Source organism: Hymenobacter plasmatis (assembly GCF_020711255.1).
Classification (GTDB): domain Bacteria; phylum Bacteroidota; class Bacteroidia; order Cytophagales; family Hymenobacteraceae; genus Hymenobacter.
In genome coordinates this window covers 12,301-28,715 of record NZ_JAJFAW010000010.1, presented here as the reverse complement: position 1 = coordinate 28,715, position 16,415 = coordinate 12,301, and the positions used below count along the sequence as shown (strand labels likewise).

Genomic DNA, 16,415 nt, shown 5'->3' with positions numbered 1-16,415 from the left:
TTCGTCATTTTCTGCCTCCATAACTGATTCCTGCCATGTCTGCTTTGCCGCTCACCTTCGCCGAGTTTTATCCGCGCTACTTGCGGGAGCACAGCCGGCGCGGCACCCGGGTGCTGCACTTTGTGGGCACCACGCTGTTTTTGGGCAGTGTGGTGATGCTGGGCATCACGGGGCAGTGGGGCTGGCTGCCGGCGGGCATTGTGGCAGCCTATGGGTTTGCCTGGGTGGGCCACTTCTTTGTGGAGCACAACCGGCCGGCCACCTTCCAGCACCCGTGGTTCTCGCTGCTCGGCGACTTCCGACTCTACGCCGACTTGTGGCGCGGCCGCGAGAAGTTCTAAAGCTGCTTGCGCATGAGGAAGTGCGGTATCACCCCAAACAGCGTGTGCGACGGCTCCACCACCGCGTAGCCCAGCCGCTGGTAAAAGCCCACGGCAGCCTCCCGCGAGTGCAGCACAATTTCGGTGAGGCCAGCGGCCTGGGCCTGATTTTCCAGCGCGGCCATTATCTGGCGGCCCAGGCCGGTGCCGACCGCCTGCGGCGCCACGGCCATAAACCGCACCTGGCCTTGGTGGGCGCCGGTGGGCTGCAGCATGCCCACGGCCAGGGCTACCGGTGGCTCAGCGGCCTCGTCGGCCAGCAGCAGGGCGTGGATGGTACCGGGCTCGTCGTCGGCGGGCACGCGCTCCGAGCCCAAGGGCTGCTGCCAGGGCTGGCGCAGCACGGCGTAGCGCAGCTGGTAGTAGGCCTCCCACTCGGCGGGGGTGCGGGGCGGATGAACGGCGGTGGGCTGGGGCATAAACGACGGGATGGGATGCGGTCGCAACTACGGTCGGTGCGGGCCGTTACCTTTACGCCCCGGCTTCGGCCGCTTTCTCATCTCAAAACTACGTCCCACCCCGCTATGGCTTCCTTCGACATCGTGAGCAAAGTTGACCCGCAAACCTTGGAAAATGCGGTGAACACGGCCCAAAAAGAACTGCAAACCCGCTACGACCTCCGCGACACCAAAGGGGGAATTGAGCTGAATAAAAAGGAAAACACCATCCTGCTGTCGTCGGAGAATACAATGCGCCTGAAGGCCCTGGAGGACATTCTGCTGGGCCGCGTGGTGAAGCAGGGCATCGACGGCACCAGCCTCGACTTCTCGGCCGACGAGCAGGCCAGCGGGGCGCTTGTGAAGAAAACCATCAAGGTGCGCGCCGGCGTCGACAAGGAGTTTGGCCGCAAAATCATCAAGGCCATCAAAGACGCCAAGGTGAAGGTAGAAGCCCAGATGCAGGACGACCAGGTGCGGGTAACGGCCAAGAAAATCGATGATTTGCAAGCCGCCATCGCCGTTCTGCGCAAATCCGATATTGGGCTGCCGCTGCAGTTCGTGAACATGAAGTCCTAATTCTAGGAATTATTAATTATGAGTTATGAATTAGGAGTCATCCGAAGTCAACTTGTAATTCATAACTCATAATTCAAAACTCATAATTCCTCCTGTGTACGATTTCGGAGCCTTTGCCCACGCCGCCACCTGGGTTAGCTTGCTTACCCTCACGTTCATGGAAATCGTGCTGGGGATTGACAACATCATCTTCATTTCCATTGTGGTGAACCGCCTGCCCGAGAGCGAGCATGCGCGGGCGCGCACCATCGGCTTGCTGCTGGCGCTGATATTCCGCATTGGCCTGCTGCTCAGTATCTCCTGGATTGTGGGGCTGCGGGCGCCCTTGTTCGACTTGCCGTTTCCGTGGCTGGACCAGCCGTTTGGCGTCACGGGGCGCGACATTATTCTGATGGCGGGCGGCCTGTTTCTGATGTACAAGAGCACCACCGAAATCCACACCAAGCTGCAGGGCGAGGAAGACGAGGACGGCCTGGGCGGCGGCAAAAAAGCCACGATGATGAGCATCATCCTGCAAATCATCGTCATCGACATCGTCTTTAGCTTCGACTCGATTCTGACCGCCGTTGGCCTGGTCGACAATGTGCTGGTGATGATTGCAGCCGTCATTTTCGCCATGGCCATCATGCTCAGCTTCAGCGGTGCCGTGGCCAACTTCGTGAACAAGAACCCCACCATCAAGATGCTGGCGCTGTCGTTCCTCATCATGATTGGCTTCATGCTGGTGATGGAAGCCGCCCACAAAGAGGTGGAAAAAGGCTACCTGTACTTTGCCATGGCTTTCTCCATGATAGTGGAGCTGCTCAACATGCGGCTGCGCAAAAAGACCAAGCCCGTGCACCTGCGCGACTCAAAGTACGACTAGGGGCTGGCGCAGCTGCCGGCACTATCGGAACAGTTGCATCAGGGTCAGCCCCAGAAATAAGACCGCGGTAAGGGCCGCCATCACCCGCTGGTCGCTGTTGAAGCGCGGCGTAATGCCAAACGCCGCGGTAAGGAGCAGCCCAACCCAGAAAAAATTCCCCGCGCCGTAGTACACCGACGAGCACGGGATGCGGGGCTCAGTGGGAGCGAGGCGGGCGGTAATAGCCGTGCCCCACAGCGGAGTGCGCCGGATTTGCACCCGTGGGCCAACCCGCAGGTTCTCTAGTAAAGTGAAGGTGCCGCGGTCGGTCTGATACCGCGTGGTGTAATAGGAATTATGGCGAACGTAGTGGAAGATGCTCTCTTCATCCAGTACTTTTTCCAAGTGCTCGGTGGCCAGCCCAAAGTCAACCGCCAGGCTAGCGCACAGCAGCAATGACACAGCCAAAAGCGGGCGAAAAAGCCGTAGGAACCGGGCATATTCCGAGGCGTAGCGTTCGGTAAGGGGACCAGCTGCCCGCCGGGGCCGAGCCGCTTGGGCCGCTCTCCGCGCCGCATCACGGGCCCGTCCCGGCGAGGCGGGCGGCGGGGCCGTTGGTTGGGCATGCGCACTAGCGTCGTAAGCAAAGCGTCGGCTAGGGTCACTCAGCACCTCATAGGCCGCGTTGATGGCCAGGTAGCGGGCATGTGCCGCCGGGTCGGGTGTGCGGTCGGGGTGGGTGAGGAGCACCAAGCGGCGGTATGCTCGCCGGATGTCGGCTGCCGTGGCATGTTCGGGCAGCTCCAAAGCCTGGTAATGCGTCATTCCCCGCGAAGAAACTAGCTGGCCGGCACTTCCGCCGCTAGCGCCACCACCCGGCTGGTTTGGTCGAGCACGCGCCGTTGGGCTAGTTCCAGCAGCCGGCGGTTTAGTTCGGCGCGGTGCTGGCGGTAGAAGGCGTATTCCTCGTCGGTGAAGCAGCCAGTTATCAGCCCAATTACCGTGTAGCGCAGTTTGGTGTTGCGGGTCAGCAGTTCGGCGAGTTGCCGCTCTTGGTCGGTTGGGCTGGCTTTGGCCAGGGCCATGTGATGGTCGAGGACAAAGTCGGCCACCACGGCCAGCAGCAGGTTGTTCTGCATCTTGAGCACCGGCCGGAGCGTGGCGTGCAGGAAGTCGCCAGCGGTGGCCACTGGTTCGTGGGTGAGCGGAGCTGCCGCCACGGCGGGGCGCAGGGCCAGCAGCGCGGCATCGGGACGTACGGAAGCGGGAGGAGAAGAATCGGCGTTCATGGGCCTATAACAGCTAACGAGCCAAATGGCCCGAACAGCCAGCTCAATTTTACACCACGCCCAGCTTCACCAGTGCATCCCAAAGCACCACGCCAGCGGCCACGCCCACATTGAGCGAGTGCTTGGTGCCGAACTGCGGGATTTCCACGGCTAGGTCGCAGAGGGACAGCACGGCATCATCTACGCCAAAAACTTCGTTGCCGAGCACCAGCGCCAGCGGCCGGCCGGGCTCGGGCTGGAAGTTGGGTAGGGTGACGCTGCCGGTTGTTTGCTCCACGGCCACTACCTGGTAGCCGGCCTCCTTGAGGGCTGCCACGGTAGCCGTGGTTTCCGGAGCATATTCCCAGGCCATGGACTCTTCGCTGCCCAGCGCCGTCTTGGTGATTTCGCGGTGCGGCGGGCGCGGCGTGATGCCGCAGAGCCAGATTTTCTCCAGGGCAAAGGCATCGGCGGTGCGGAAAATGGCGCCCACGTTGTGCATGCTCCGCACGTTGTCCAGCACCAATACCACCGGGCTTTTGGGCGTACTTTTGAAGTCAGCTACCGCCACCCGGTTTAGCTCGGCCATCGTGAGTTTTCTCATGCCCAAAGGTACTTCGGTGCCGCGCCAACTACCCATCGGAACGCGTCCGGGCGCGTTGGGTGTTGGCAACAGCAGCCCGGGATGATGCCGCTGGCTGGATATTCTTCTCACGAAAAGCTGCTGCCCGGTGGCGCGGCTTTTGTCCCACGATTGAACGCGCCGAGGCGCGTTCCTACAGGTTTTTCGCTTTGTCTGCACCCGCCGCACCCAAGAAAGAGTTCGTTATCAAGTCCGTTGGGCCCGACCACATTACGCCGGGCTCGCCGGTCGATACACCCCTGATGAAGCAGTATTACCTGCTCAAGCAGCAGCACCCCGGCGCGGTGCTCTTGTTTCGGGTGGGCGACTTCTACGAAACCTTCGGCGAGGACGCCGTCACGGCCGCCCGCATTCTCGACATCACGCTCACCAAGCGCGGCGGCGGCACGCCCAACGAAATTGCCCTGGCCGGCTTCCCGCACCACGCCCTCGACAACTACCTGCCCAAGCTGGTGCGCGCCGGCCAGCGTGTGGCCATCTGCGACCAGCTCGAAGACCCCAAACTGGCCAAGGGCCTCGTAAAGCGCGGCATCACCGAGCTGGTGACGCCCGGCGTGAGCATGCACGACAACGTGCTCGAGCGCCGCGCCAACAACTACCTCGCCGCCATTCACTTCGGCAAAGCCGAAGCCGGCATTTCCTTCCTGGACATCAGCACCGGCGAATTCCTGGTAGCCCAGGGCACGCTCGACTACCTAGGCAAACTGCTGCAGAATTTCAGCCCCGCCGAGGTGCTGTTTTGCAAGAAAAGCCGCAGCGAGTTTGAGCAGCATTTTGGCCCCGATTTCTGCACGTACGCGCTGGATGAGTGGGTTTTCGGCAACGACTACGCCCACGATACGCTTACCCGACACTTCAAAACTACCTCACTGAAAGGCTTCGGGGTTGACACCCTGAAAGAGGGCATCGTGGCCGCCGGCTGCATCCTGCACTACCTCGCCGAAACCAAGCACTCGGACCTGGGCCACGTGGCCGCCTTGGGCCGCCTGGAAGAAGACAAGTACGTGTGGCTCGACCGCTTCACAGTACGCAACCTGGAGCTGGTGCACGCCCAGCACCCCGGCGGCGTGCCCCTCATCGACGTGCTCGACCAGACCCTGACGCCCATGGGCGCCCGCCTGCTGCGCAAGTGGATAGTGCTCCCCCTGAAGGAGGTAAGCCAGATTCAGCGCCGCCTCGATACCGTGGCTGCCCTCGTGGCCGATGAGGAGCTACTGGGCGACCTCACCCAGCACCTGCGCCAGATAAACGACCTCGAACGCCTCATCAGCAAGGTGGCCGTGCGCCGCGTGAATCCGCGTGAGTTGCTGCAGCTGGCCCGCGCCCTGGAAGCCATTGCGCCCATGCGCGAGCGGCTGGCTGGCTCCGGCGTGAAGGCCCTCGTGAAGCTGGCCGATCAGCTCAACCCCTGCACCAACCTGCGCCAGGAAATCCTGGCCAAAATCAAACCCGACGCTCCGCTGCTCACCAACCAGGGCGGCGTGCTGAATCCAGGCATCGACCCCGAACTGGACGAGTTGCGCGCGCTGGCTTTCTCGGGCAAAGACTACCTGCTGCAGCTGCAGGTGCGGGAGCAGCGCAATACCGGGATTTCGTCTCTGAAAGTGGCCTACAACAAGGTCTTTGGCTACTATCTGGAAGTCACCAACGCGCACAAAGACAAGGTGCCGGCTTCCTGGATTCGCAAGCAAACGCTGGTGAACGCCGAGCGTTACGTGACCGAGGAACTGAAAACCTACGAGGAGAAAATTCTTAACGCTGAGGAGCAGCTCTTCGCCATTGAGCAGCGCATCTACACCGATTTGGTGCTGGCCGCGCTGGACTTCGTGCCCCACATTCAGCAGAACGCCCGGGCCATAGGCGTGATGGACTGCCTGGCCAGCTTTGCCCTCACGGCGCGTCAGCAGCGCTACGTACAGCCCGTGGTGAACGACGGCACCGTGCTCGACATCCGCGCCGGCCGCCACCCCGTGATTGAGCGCCAGCTGCCGCCCGGCGAGAGCTACATCCCGAACGACATCTGCCTGAACCAGGACGAGCAGCAGATTGTGGTGATTACCGGCCCCAACATGGCCGGCAAATCGGCCCTGCTGCGCCAGACGGCCCTTATCGTGCTGCTGGCCCAAATCGGCTCCTTCGTGCCCGCCGATGCGGCTACGTTGGGCATTATCGACAAGATTTTTACCCGGGTGGGCGCCTCCGACAACCTGAGCAAGGGCGAAAGCACTTTCATGGTGGAGATGACCGAAACAGCCTCCATCCTCAACAACCTCTCGGACCGCAGCCTGGTGCTGATGGACGAAATCGGGCGCGGCACCAGCACTTACGACGGCATCAGCATTGCCTGGGCCATTGTGGAGCACTTACATAACAACCCCAAAGCCAAGGCCAAAACCCTGTTTGCCACTCACTACCACGAGCTCAACCAGCTGGCCGACGAGTGCCCGCGGGTGCGCAACTACAACGTGGCCGTGAAGGAAGCCGACGGCCGCATCCTGTTCCTGCGCAAGCTGCAGGCCGGCGGTTCCGAGCACAGCTTCGGCATCCACGTGGCCCGGCTGGCGGGCATGCCCCACTCGGTGGTGCTGCGCGCCAACGAAATCATGCACCACCTCGAAATGGAGCGCACCAGCGCCGGCGCCGAAGACGCCACCCCAACCGACTTTGACGACCTGCTCGACGACTTGAGCAACGGCACCCGCGGTGCCAAAAGCCGCCTGGCGGTGACCGCCGCCGGGCCCGAAGCCGAGGCCGCCATTCCGCGCCCGCGGGCGACCTCGGCCGTGGCCACGGCGCCCCGGCCCACCGTGCAGCTCAGCATGTTCGAGCCCTCGGACCCTGCCTTGGAGCGCATTCGCGAATTGCTCCAGCACCTCGACATTAACACCCTGACCCCAATCGAAGCGCTGATGAAGCTGAACGAATTGAAGCTAACCTTGGGCAAGGCGTAAATTTTAGGAGCTGAAAATGAACGGAAAAGGCCCGTGGAGTAAAAATTTCCACCCTTAGCACTTGCGTCGCCAAAAAATCACCTTACCTTTGTCGCACCATTCAGCGCTATGAAAGTAGCAATGAACCTCCCGCGAGAGTAGCTCAGTTGGTAGAGCGCGACCTTGCCAAGGTCGAGGTCGCGAGTTCGAACCTCGTCTCCCGCTCCAAGAATTGAAAAAAAGACGTTGCTTTACCGCAACGTCTTTTTTGTTTGACCCCGTACCGGGGTCAAACGCCAGAGTGGTGTAATGGTAGCCACGAGGGACTTAAAATCCCTTGTCTTCACGGACGTACGGGTTCGAGTCCCGTCTCTGGTACAACTAACGCCCTTGGTGATGTCACCAAGGGCGTTTTGTGTTTATTGGGGTACACTCAGGGGACAAAGAGTTTGCTGAAAGGCGAGGGCGTCGCCGGCCGCGAGGCGCTGGGGGGTATTGGCCGCCGTGGTGTAGACCTTGGCCGTTTTGCCGGCTGCCGAATAAGGCGCGCTAGGGGTGGGCGTGCTGGCTTTTTGGGCCGTCGTGCTGCCAACACTCAAAGTTGATAGTAACAGTAAAGGAAAAATTTGTTTGAACATTTTCTGAAATAGAGGTCCTGTAACCTGTTGCGGGCGGAGTTCCGCAGTTATTGCTGGTGCTGGCGAAAGGTTTATCTCACCGCGGCGACTCTATTCAGCCTTTACATAAAAAGGAACGTTACCTGTTGCTACGTTGCCCTTGCCATCGGAAGCGAAAAGAAACAGCCGGTAAGCACCCGCTTGCGAAGGTGCTTTTAAGAGGGCATGGCCTTTGCTTTCGGCAGACAGTAACCCAGGAATGGCAGCAGGGCGGCTTTCACGGTCACCGCCATTTTTGAGGTCTGTGCTTTCTGGCAGCAACTCCCAGCGGTAGGTGAGGGCGTCCTTATCGGGGTCGGTCACCTCGGCCTCGGCCGGGTAGGGCTGGCTGGCCTGCACGTACACGGTATCGCGGGCTTGCTTACCGTTTAGGCGCAGGCTGGCAATGTGCGGGGCCCGGTTCTTAGGCCATTTGCCGCTCCACAGATACTGCATCACGTCTACCACTTCCGACTCCTGCCCGTCTTCGGTGAAGAGGCCGTACCAAGTGGGCGTGCGCTCCTGCTTCTGGCCCCACAAAAACACGTAGGTGCCCAGGCACTGCGTTTTGTCTTGGGCCACCGAGGCCTCGTAGCGGCTTTTGTACACGGCCGCCTTCTGGCTGCTGGTTTCTTCCACGGCTGCTTTCCACGGCATCTGCTGGCTTTCCCAATGGCCGGTAGGGCCCCACTCCGTCACCAGGTAGGGGCCGGCCCAGCCGGCCTCGCGCACTTGCTTGGGGATGGCTGCCAGCCCGGCGTAGGTGTTGATGGAAAGGATGTCGACGGCCGGGCATTGGGATTTGATGAGCGCCACCTCGCGCTGCTTCAGGCCGGCCAGCACCGTGGTAGTGGGGTGGTTGGGGTCCACTTCGTGAATCATCTGGGCAATGCCGTTCACGGCGTCCCACACCTTAGGATTTTTGTATTCCAGGTTTAGCTCGTTGCCGATGCCCCAGAGCAGCACGGCCGGGTCGTCTTTGTACTTGAGCACCTCGGCCTTTATTTTCTGCAGCTGCGCGGCCACAGCCTGTGGGTCGTCGTAGTTAAAGCCGTGCCGCTCGCGGGCGACGTCGAGGCCCATCATCACGGTCAGGCCATTGGCGTGGGCGGCGTCCAGCACCCTGGGTGCGTCGGCCGTGCCCCAGGTCCGGATGGAATTGCCCCCGTAGGCCGCAATGCGCTCGGGAAACTTGCCTCCGCCGGCGCCGCGCACGAAGTAGGGCTTGCCGGCCCGCAGCAGCTCGTAGCGCCCGTTGGTTTGACGCACTTCCACTTTCACAGCGGCAGCAGGCGCCGGGCGGGTTGCTACCAGGGGAAAGATGGCCAGGACTGCCAGCGGCAGCATCCCGGCAAGGACAGCACGTTTTTTCATGAGGGATACAGCAATAAAAGTCATGGAAAGGCAGGGTTAGTACAGACGCTTAACCTGAATGGCATTTAATATGGCTTCGCCAACCGCCGCCTTGAAATCAACCCGAATGCCCTGCCCGCCGCTCGCCTGCACCGGAAACTTAAAGTTCGTTGCTTGCAGGGGCTGCAGGTCGGTGGCTGTGCCCAGGCCCGTGAGAACCGCCTGGCCGTTGAGCAGCACGTCGAAGGAGCGGCCCGTTTGACTGACCGGGGCAGCTGGGCCCGCGGGCTTCTCCAGGTTGTAAATCAGCTGTTCGGCCGTTGGCACGCTTTCCAGCTCGGCGAAGTGCAGCGTCACCTCGTACTGCCCATCAGCCACGTCGAGGCGGAATTGAGAGAGGCCCACCCGCTGGGTTTCGTAGATGGCGTCGTACTCGGTGCCCAGGATGTTGCGGCCCGAGCCGTAGGGCAGGCTGCCGGGCTGCACCAGGGCCCGGCCGCCCACGTAGCCCCAACTGCCGGGGGTGTAGGCTTGCTCCGGCAGCCACACCTGGCTTAAGGGGGCGTCGGTGAAGTAGCGCTGGTCGCCCAGGCTCACGTTGAGCTCGTGGAAGGGCAGCTTTTCCGAGGTCAGATTCGGCGGCAACAGCTGAAAGGTGATGGTGGCCTCGTCAGAAGTTTGGCCGGGCGCCTGGGCCGTCAGCTTGTTCTCGCCATCCACGAAGGGTACCCGGAAACGGACGATGCCGAACTCAGCCGGGCGAGTGCCGAGGTCGTGCCCGTTCAACGTCAGGCGCACGGTGGGCTGGTTGGTATACACCTCCACGGGCTGCTTGCAGAACAGCGAATCAGCCCCGGCAGCCGTGCCGCTGCGCAACGTCCAGTTGCGGGAGCCGATTTTTACGAACGGCGTTTTGAGCAGGTGGGCCTGGTAGAACAGGTAGGTGTCTTTGGGCTGACGGTCGGTGGTGAGCAGGCTCTTAGTATTAACGTGCGGATTCGCTTCCTGCCGGCTTTCGGAGTTGAAATCGGTTAGGTTCCAGGCATTCGTGCCCACCACGTATGGGCGAGCCAGGAACTCCTTTAGGTAATACTGGTGGTAGAGGTTGGCGTATTCCTGGGTCTTGTCGAAGCGCCGGGGCTCGAAGGAGTGCAGGCGCGGGTCGGCGTCGGCACCGTATTCGGTCACCAGCAGCGGCACAGTGGGCAGCTCCTGATGATGGCGGTCGAGGATTTTGTTCAGGTCTTCGAGCTTGGTGTTGTTGCCGTACCAGCCGGCGTAGACGTTCCAGCCCACCAATTGGGATATTTTGGTCAGGCCGGCGCGGTGGTATAGCTCAAACACGCCGTTGTTCACAATCATGGTGTAGCGGCTGGGGTCCTCGCGCCGGGTCAGGTCATCGAGCTGCTTGGCCAGGTCGGCTACTCGGCCAAAATAGGCTTGCCGCGCCGCCTCGTCCTTGCGGGTGCTTTCGGGCATGCGCAGCAGGATTTCGTTCATGTAGTTCCAGATGATGAGGCAAGGGTGGTTGAAGTTTTGCCGAATCATTTCCGTCTGCATGTATTTGCAGGTTTCGAAGAAGGCTGGCGAGTCGGTAATCTCGTTCACGATGGGAATTTCAATCGAAGCCAGAATGCCCAGGCGGTCGCAGGCGGCCAGCACGGTGGGGTCCTGCGGGTAGTGCGAGATGCGCAGAAAATTTCCGCCCATCTGCTTCAGCAACAGGATGTCACGCTCGTGCAGGGCATCGGGCAGGGCGTTGCCCAGGCCCTGAAAATCCTGGTGCCGGTTGGTGCCCACCAGCTTCATCGGCTGGCCGTTCAGGAAAAAACCGGTGGCCGCATCGAAGCGAAACCAGCGCATACCCAACGGGCTGCTTACCTCATCGAGCGGCTTCTTCCCGTCCTCAATGGAGGAAACCACGCGGTACAGATACGGGTCGTCGGGCGACCACAAATGTGGCCGGTTCAGCTTACCAAACACCAGGCGAAACGGCTGCTTCTGCCTAGGGCCCAGGCGTAGCGAGGTGCGCTGCTGCCCCACGGTGCGGCCCTGGTGGTCGAGCAGGCGAGACAGCACGGTCACTTTGCGGGCGATGGCCGCATCATTGGCAACGGTGCCGTTCACCACTACTTCTGCCGCCTCGGCCGAGACGGCCGGCGTGGTGACGAAAGTGCCAGGCGAGGCATAGTTCTCCAGGTCGAAATGCACGGGGCTGGCCGCCAGCAGGTGCACATCGCGGTAGATGCCGCCGTAGAAGGTGAAGTCGGCCGACAGCGGCGGGATGCTGGGGTTGTGGCTGTTGTCGACCTTCACCAGCACCTCGTTGGCGGCTGCAACGTTGGCATTAAACTTCAGCAGCTTGCTCACCGGGAAGCGGAATGCCGTGTAGCCGCCTGCGTGCTTGCCGGCCAGTTGGCCGTTTACATACACCTCGGTTTCCTGGTTGGCGCCGTCAAACTGCAGGTACACGCTCTGCCCTTTCCACGCAGCGGGGGCAAAAACGGTTTTGCGGTACCAGCCCACGCCACGGTAGTAGCCGGGCTGGTCGTCTAGCACATCGGCGGTGTTCCAGGTGTGAGGAAGGGAAACCTTCGCCCAGCCGGCGGCCGGGGCCGGGGTTTTGGTGTAGTCTTGGCCATCGGCTTTGCGGAACTGCCAGTTGGAGTTAATGGACTGCACCACTCGCTGCTGGGCTAGCACGGGTAAGGCTAGCTGGGTGGTGAGCGCGAGAAAGAGTAATAGGAGTTTGAGCATCAGGGAGTGGGTTTTTCAGAATGAAGCGGCGCGCAGACAGGCTATTTTACCTGGACTGAGGCCTTGAGCTTGATGAGAGCCGACGACGAGCCCACCAGAACATCAAAGCTGCCGGGGTCGTAGCCGAAGACATTTTTGGCGGTTTTGAAATAGGAAAAAGCCGCCGCGTCCAGCGGCACCGTCACGGTGCGCGCCTCGCCTTTTTTGAGGAATACTTTGGTGAAGCCTTTCAGCTCTTTCAAGGGCCGGGCTACGGGACTCTTGGCCTGATGCACGTACACCTGCGCCACTTCGGCGCCGTCGGCTTTGCCTGTATTAGTAATGGTGAAGCTGACCGTGGCTCCGCCCTTGCCCTTGCTTACCACTTTCAGGTTGGAGTACCCAAATGTGGTGTATGACAGGCCAAACCCGAAGGAGAATTGCGGCTTCACCTTGCTCTGGTCGTAGTAGCGGTAGCCCACGTTGAGGCCTTCTTTGTAGGCCACTCGCTTGTCGCCGTCGGGGTCGTAGTAGTTGTCGTGCGTGGGGTTGTCGGCCCACTGGCGCTCGAAGCTGGCTGGCAGCTTACCGCTGGGGTTGATTTTGCCCAGGAGGATTTCGGCCAGGGCCGTGCCGCCCTCTTGGCCGGGATACCAGGCCTGCACCAAGGCTTTAGTGGCCGGCAGCCAGTTGGTCATGTCCACGTTGCCGCCAGCGTTGAGCACCACTACGGTGTTGGGGTTGGCCTTGGCCACGGCGTTAATGAGCTCCACCTGGTGTTCCGGCAGGGAAAATGTGCGGTCCGAGCCCTCGCCTTCAGAGGTATTGTCGAAGCCCACCGCCACCACTGCCACCTGGGCCGCGGTGGCTGCGCGCGTCGCCTCCGTGAAGTCCAGTACCTCTACGTAGCAGCCTAGCGTTACCTGGGCGCCGCCGCCGTTTTCGTAGTATTCCAGCTTGATGGGGTGCTCCTGGCCGGCTTCCAGCGGCAGGGCCACACTGCGCAGGGTAGGGCCCTGGTTGTGCCAGTTGTCGATGACCAGCTTGCCGTCGACGAATAGGCGGACGCCGTCGTCGCTTTTCACCGCGAACTTGTAGAGGCCGGCGTTGGTGGGGCGCACAACCCCGGTGTAGCGGGCTGCGAAATGGTCCGCCGGCAGGCCCGCCACATCGGGCGCCGCTGGCCACACATGATTGATGACGGCCTCGTTGCGCGTGGCGGCGGGGGCACCTTCCAGGTTTTGGTTGGTGAAATACTCTGCTTTGAGGCCCGCCACCTGCGACCCTGCAGCGGCATAAAACGGCGTTTTTTCCGCCAGTTCTTCCAGCGGGGGCAGGGTACCGGCCGTGTAGCTCACCTTCAGGCCCGGCGCCAGCGCCTGCAGGCCCTGCAACAGCGACACGGAATGAAAAGGCGGCACCAGCGAGCTACCACCGCCGGCCGCGTAGCTTTTCGCATTTGGGCCAATGAGGGCCACCGATTTCACCGAACTGTTGAGGGGCAGGATGTCCTGCTCGTTTTTCAGTAGCACGATGCCTCCCCGCGCCAGGTTTAGTGCTACGGCCGCCGTAGCTGGGTTGTCGGCTGGAATGGTTCGGTCCAGCTGCGGCCGGTCGTAGAAGCCGTACCGGAAGATGATGCGCAGAATGCGGCGCACCTTGTCGTTGATGACTTCTTCCGACAACGTGCCGGCTTGCAGGGCGGGCAGCAGGTTTTTGCTGTTCATGAAGGCCGCGGAAGGCATCTCCAGGTCGAGGCCGGCTTTGGCGGCGGCCACGCCGTCGTAGGTCGCCACCCAGTCCGACATAAGGATGCCGTCGAAGCCCCACCGGCCTTTCAGGATGTCGTTGTTGAGGTGGGCGTTCTGGGTGGCGTGCACACCGTTCACCAGGTTGTAGCTGTTCATGACGGCGCCCACGTGGCCCTGCTGCACGGCCGCCCGGAAGGCGGGCAAGTAGATTTCCTGCAGGGTGCGCTCGTCAATGTCGGAGCTGACGCGGTTGCGGTCCCACTCCTGGTTGTTGCCGGCAAAGTGCTTCACCGTGGCCACCACGCCCTGGCTCTGCACCCCCTTGATGTAGCTCACAGCCATTTGACCCGCCAGGTAGGGGTCTTCGCCCAGGTACTCGAAGTTGCGGCCGTTCATGGGCGCCCGGTAGATGTTCACACCCGGCCCCAGCAGCACGTGCACCCCACGCGCCTTCGCATCCTGCCCCAGGGCCCGGCCCAGCGCGTGCGCCGCGGCCGTATCCCAGGAAGCAGCCGTGAGCACGGAGGCCGGGTATGCTGTGGACTTGCCTTCGCCGCGAACACCCACGGGCCCATCGCTGAGCAGAATTTCAGGCAGCCCAAGCCGCTCGATGCCCCGAATGGAAAAGTACTTGTAGCCACCGATGTAATCCAGCTTTTCGGCCAGTGTCATATCGGCCAGCAGCGCCTTCACCCGCTCCTCAACCGGGGCCTTAGGGTTCTTATAAACCTGCGCTGCAGCTGGAATAGCAAACAGTAGCCCGGCCGCAACCGCCAGCCAGCGGCTTCCCGCATATGAAAAGAATAGCATGAACGCTGGGTTGTTTACTTGGAAGACGCCCCCGATTGGGCTTTTTGAGTTGCGGCCGGCTTTCGCGATGCCGGAGCTTTGGCCACGGGGGTGAAGCGCAGCCAAGCCAGCTCGGCGGCGGGCTGCTCGACGTACAACTGCACGGTGTGTCGGCCGGCGGGCAAGGAGGCGCTGGTAGAAAAAGTATCCCACTTGTTAGGGCCGCCCGTGCCGGGCACTGCTAGCGTGGCAACAGCGGCCCCGTCCAGCTTCAGCAGCAGCTTGGCGGCGGTGGCGCTGCCGTTGGCGGCCCGCAGCTGCACTTTGTAGGCGCCGGCCTGGGCTACGGTGAGGGTGTAGTTGAGCCACTCGCCGGCGGCCAGGTGCCCCACAGCTACCCCGCGGGTGCCGCTATCGGTGATGGAGTCAAGGTCTACACCGTCGTTGCGGTACACACCGCCTTCGTTGATGGGGGTGTGGTTGTGGAAATCGGTGCGTTCCGAATAGCTGTCCTGGTACGCGGTGCCAGCGCGGCCCAGATCGTAGTCGGCCAGCGGCACAGTGCCCGGCAGGCGCAAGACTTTGAAAGGTGCGTGCGCCAGTACGGGCTGCGTGAGGGCAGCAAGCACGTCGCGGTTGGGCTGGCAGTTGGCGAAGGCCACGTTGAGCAGCAGCCGGGCGCGGCCCTCGGGCGTGAGGATGCTGCCGTAAGGCCGGGCGTTGAGCAGGCTGGTGCGGCCGTCCACGCGCTTAAGCGTCCAGTGGCACCACCCGATGCCCTGGGCCTCCAGCCCCTGCCGGGCCGCCCGGAACCATTCGTTGGAGTTCTCCCCGGTTTCGCCAACCCATACCGGTACCCGCCACCGGTCGCGAAAAGCGGCCAGGTTGGCAATGAGGTTGACTTGGTTAGGATTGAGGTCGGTGGCTTTCGGATTGTTGGTGCACCAGTAGCGGTGGCCATTGTACACCAGGTTGGCACGGCTGGAGGCGGGAAACTGGTCGGGGGTGAGGTGGGTGTATTCGTTGCCGTAGCCGTTGCCCTCCAGCAGCAGCAAGTGCTGGTCGTTCTGGGCCCGCACGGCCGCGATAAGCCGGGCGTACAGCCCGTGCAGCTCGGTGTTGTCGGCCGACAGGTCATGCTCGACGTTCAGGTTGTGCGGCTCGTTGATGAAGTCGTACATCGCCACCCGGCCATCAGTGCGGTAGCGGGCCGAGAGCTTTTCCCACAGCCTCACGGTGATGTCCTGGTAAATAAGCCGGCCCTTGGCGTCGTGGCGCTTCCACAGGTCCAGGGGCAGCAGGTTGTCGTTGATGTTGGGGTCGGTGCCCTGGCCGCCGGGCGCGGCGTGCAGGTCCAGGATGACGTACATTTTATTGGCCGCGCACCAGCTCAGCACCTGGTCAATCAGGCGAAATCCGTCAAGGGTTTGGGAATCGGCAAAAAGCTCGTTGGCATCATACCAGGTGCTGAGCGACTGCACGTAGGCATCAGTCTGGCTTGGGTCGCGCAGGGCCTTGGTGCGGGCGCTGCGCTGCGCTGCGGTCAGAAACAGGTCGTAGTGAAACGGCAGGCGCACGCAGTTGAAGCCCTGCGCACCCATAAAGTCAATATCGGCCTTCGTCACGTAACCGGCGCGATACTTTCGGTAAAACTCCTCCATCTCGGCTTCGGGCATGGTGCGTAGCAATCCCCGCTTGATGCGCCCCTGCGAGCCCAGCGTGTCGGTTTTGATGATGTAGCTCTCCTGCAGCAGCCAGCCGCCCACGTTGCAGCCGCGCAGCAGCATAGCTTTGCCGTGGGCGTCCACTATTTGAACTCCTTTGGCCTGCAACATGGGCAACTGCTGTGCAGCCCCCCAGCGCGGGAGCAGCGCCAGTAGGCTTAACAGGGCCAAGATAAAATGCGTGCTGGCGCGCCGGCTGCGGCGCCGGCATGGGGTGGGTTTGGTACGAACCTTCATCAGGCGGGATAAGTAGATTTCCCTGCCGGGCCATAAATTCCACAGGCGCGAAAAGGCGCGGAGCCGGATGACGGCCTTCCTGCTATTC

Annotated in this window: 13 protein-coding genes and 2 tRNA genes; 6 read left to right on the top strand and 9 right to left on the bottom strand. The window is 61.9% G+C overall.

The window, feature by feature from the left end; genetic code table 11:
* The first annotated feature begins 35 nt into the window (after positions 1-35).
* On the top strand, positions 36-341 hold the full coding sequence (locus LJ738_RS09090) for an Mpo1-like protein (RefSeq protein WP_227786017.1): 306 nt from the start codon (positions 36-38) through the stop codon (positions 339-341).
* Here the strand turns inward: LJ738_RS09090 and LJ738_RS09085 are convergent.
* Positions 338-799, bottom strand: coding sequence for a GNAT family N-acetyltransferase (locus tag LJ738_RS09085; protein ID WP_227786016.1), 462 nt, complete (start codon positions 797-799; stop codon positions 338-340). The genes LJ738_RS09090 and LJ738_RS09085 overlap by 4 nt on opposite strands.
* 105 nt (positions 800-904) lie before the next feature.
* Here LJ738_RS09085 and LJ738_RS09080 point away from each other — a divergent pair, with 105 nt between their 5' ends.
* Entirely contained in the window at positions 905-1,396 is a 492-nt protein-coding gene (locus LJ738_RS09080; protein WP_227786015.1) for a YajQ family cyclic di-GMP-binding protein, read from the top strand.
* A gap of 94 nt (positions 1,397-1,490) precedes the next feature.
* Positions 1,491-2,261: a TerC family protein gene (locus LJ738_RS09075; RefSeq protein ID WP_227786014.1), complete on the top strand. Its 771-nt coding sequence runs from the start codon at positions 1,491-1,493 to the stop codon at positions 2,259-2,261.
* 21 nt (positions 2,262-2,282) lie between these two features.
* Here the strand turns inward: LJ738_RS09075 and LJ738_RS09070 are convergent, their stop codons facing one another.
* From LJ738_RS09070 to LJ738_RS09060, 3 genes are read right to left on the bottom strand one after another with little or no spacing between them, the layout of a single operon-like run.
* A complete protein-coding gene (locus LJ738_RS09070; protein WP_227786013.1) occupies positions 2,283-3,065 on the bottom strand; it encodes a J domain-containing protein in 783 nt (260 codons plus the stop codon).
* A gap of 14 nt (positions 3,066-3,079) precedes the next feature.
* The gene (locus LJ738_RS09065) at positions 3,080-3,529 is read right to left on the bottom strand and encodes a hypothetical protein (protein ID WP_227786012.1); all 450 of its coding nucleotides are present in this window, start codon (positions 3,527-3,529) and stop codon (positions 3,080-3,082) included.
* Between the two features lie 49 nt (positions 3,530-3,578).
* Positions 3,579-4,112: an RNA methyltransferase gene (locus LJ738_RS09060; protein WP_227786011.1), complete on the bottom strand. Its 534-nt coding sequence runs from the start codon at positions 4,110-4,112 to the stop codon at positions 3,579-3,581.
* Between the two features lie 281 nt (positions 4,113-4,393).
* Between LJ738_RS09060 and mutS the strand changes: the two genes are divergently transcribed.
* From mutS to LJ738_RS09045, 3 genes are all read left to right on the top strand, one after another.
* A complete protein-coding gene (gene mutS, locus LJ738_RS09055; RefSeq protein WP_227786113.1) occupies positions 4,394-7,102 on the top strand; it encodes a DNA mismatch repair protein MutS in 2,709 nt (902 codons plus the stop codon).
* Positions 7,103-7,233: 131 nt separating this feature from the next.
* Positions 7,234-7,309, top strand: a tRNA-Gly gene (locus LJ738_RS09050).
* A 67-nt stretch (positions 7,310-7,376) separates the two neighbouring features.
* Positions 7,377-7,459: transfer RNA gene (locus LJ738_RS09045), tRNA-Leu, on the top strand.
* 41 nt (positions 7,460-7,500) lie between these two features.
* Here the strand turns inward: LJ738_RS09045 and LJ738_RS09040 are convergent.
* The 5 genes from LJ738_RS09040 to LJ738_RS09020 all read right to left on the bottom strand — a co-directional run bounded on the left by LJ738_RS09040 (position 7,501) and on the right by LJ738_RS09020 (position 16,327).
* Positions 7,501-7,680, bottom strand: coding sequence for a hypothetical protein (locus LJ738_RS09040; RefSeq protein WP_227786010.1), 180 nt, complete (start codon positions 7,678-7,680; stop codon positions 7,501-7,503).
* Positions 7,681-7,809: 129 nt separating this feature from the next.
* Positions 7,810-9,111 (bottom strand): glycoside hydrolase family 2 TIM barrel-domain containing protein, encoded by a 1,302-nt coding sequence (locus LJ738_RS09035; RefSeq protein ID WP_227786009.1) that lies wholly within the window; start codon positions 9,109-9,111, stop codon positions 7,810-7,812.
* 36 nt (positions 9,112-9,147) lie between these two features.
* The gene (locus LJ738_RS09030) at positions 9,148-11,847 is read right to left on the bottom strand and encodes a glycoside hydrolase family 2 TIM barrel-domain containing protein (RefSeq protein WP_227786008.1); all 2,700 of its coding nucleotides are present in this window, start codon (positions 11,845-11,847) and stop codon (positions 9,148-9,150) included.
* Between the two features lie 41 nt (positions 11,848-11,888).
* Positions 11,889-14,387: a beta-glucosidase family protein gene (locus tag LJ738_RS09025; protein WP_227786007.1), complete on the bottom strand. Its 2,499-nt coding sequence runs from the start codon at positions 14,385-14,387 to the stop codon at positions 11,889-11,891.
* Between the two features lie 14 nt (positions 14,388-14,401).
* Positions 14,402-16,327 (bottom strand): cellulase family glycosylhydrolase, encoded by a 1,926-nt coding sequence (locus tag LJ738_RS09020; protein ID WP_227786006.1) that lies wholly within the window; start codon positions 16,325-16,327, stop codon positions 14,402-14,404.
* Between the last annotated feature and the right edge of the window lie 88 nt (positions 16,328-16,415).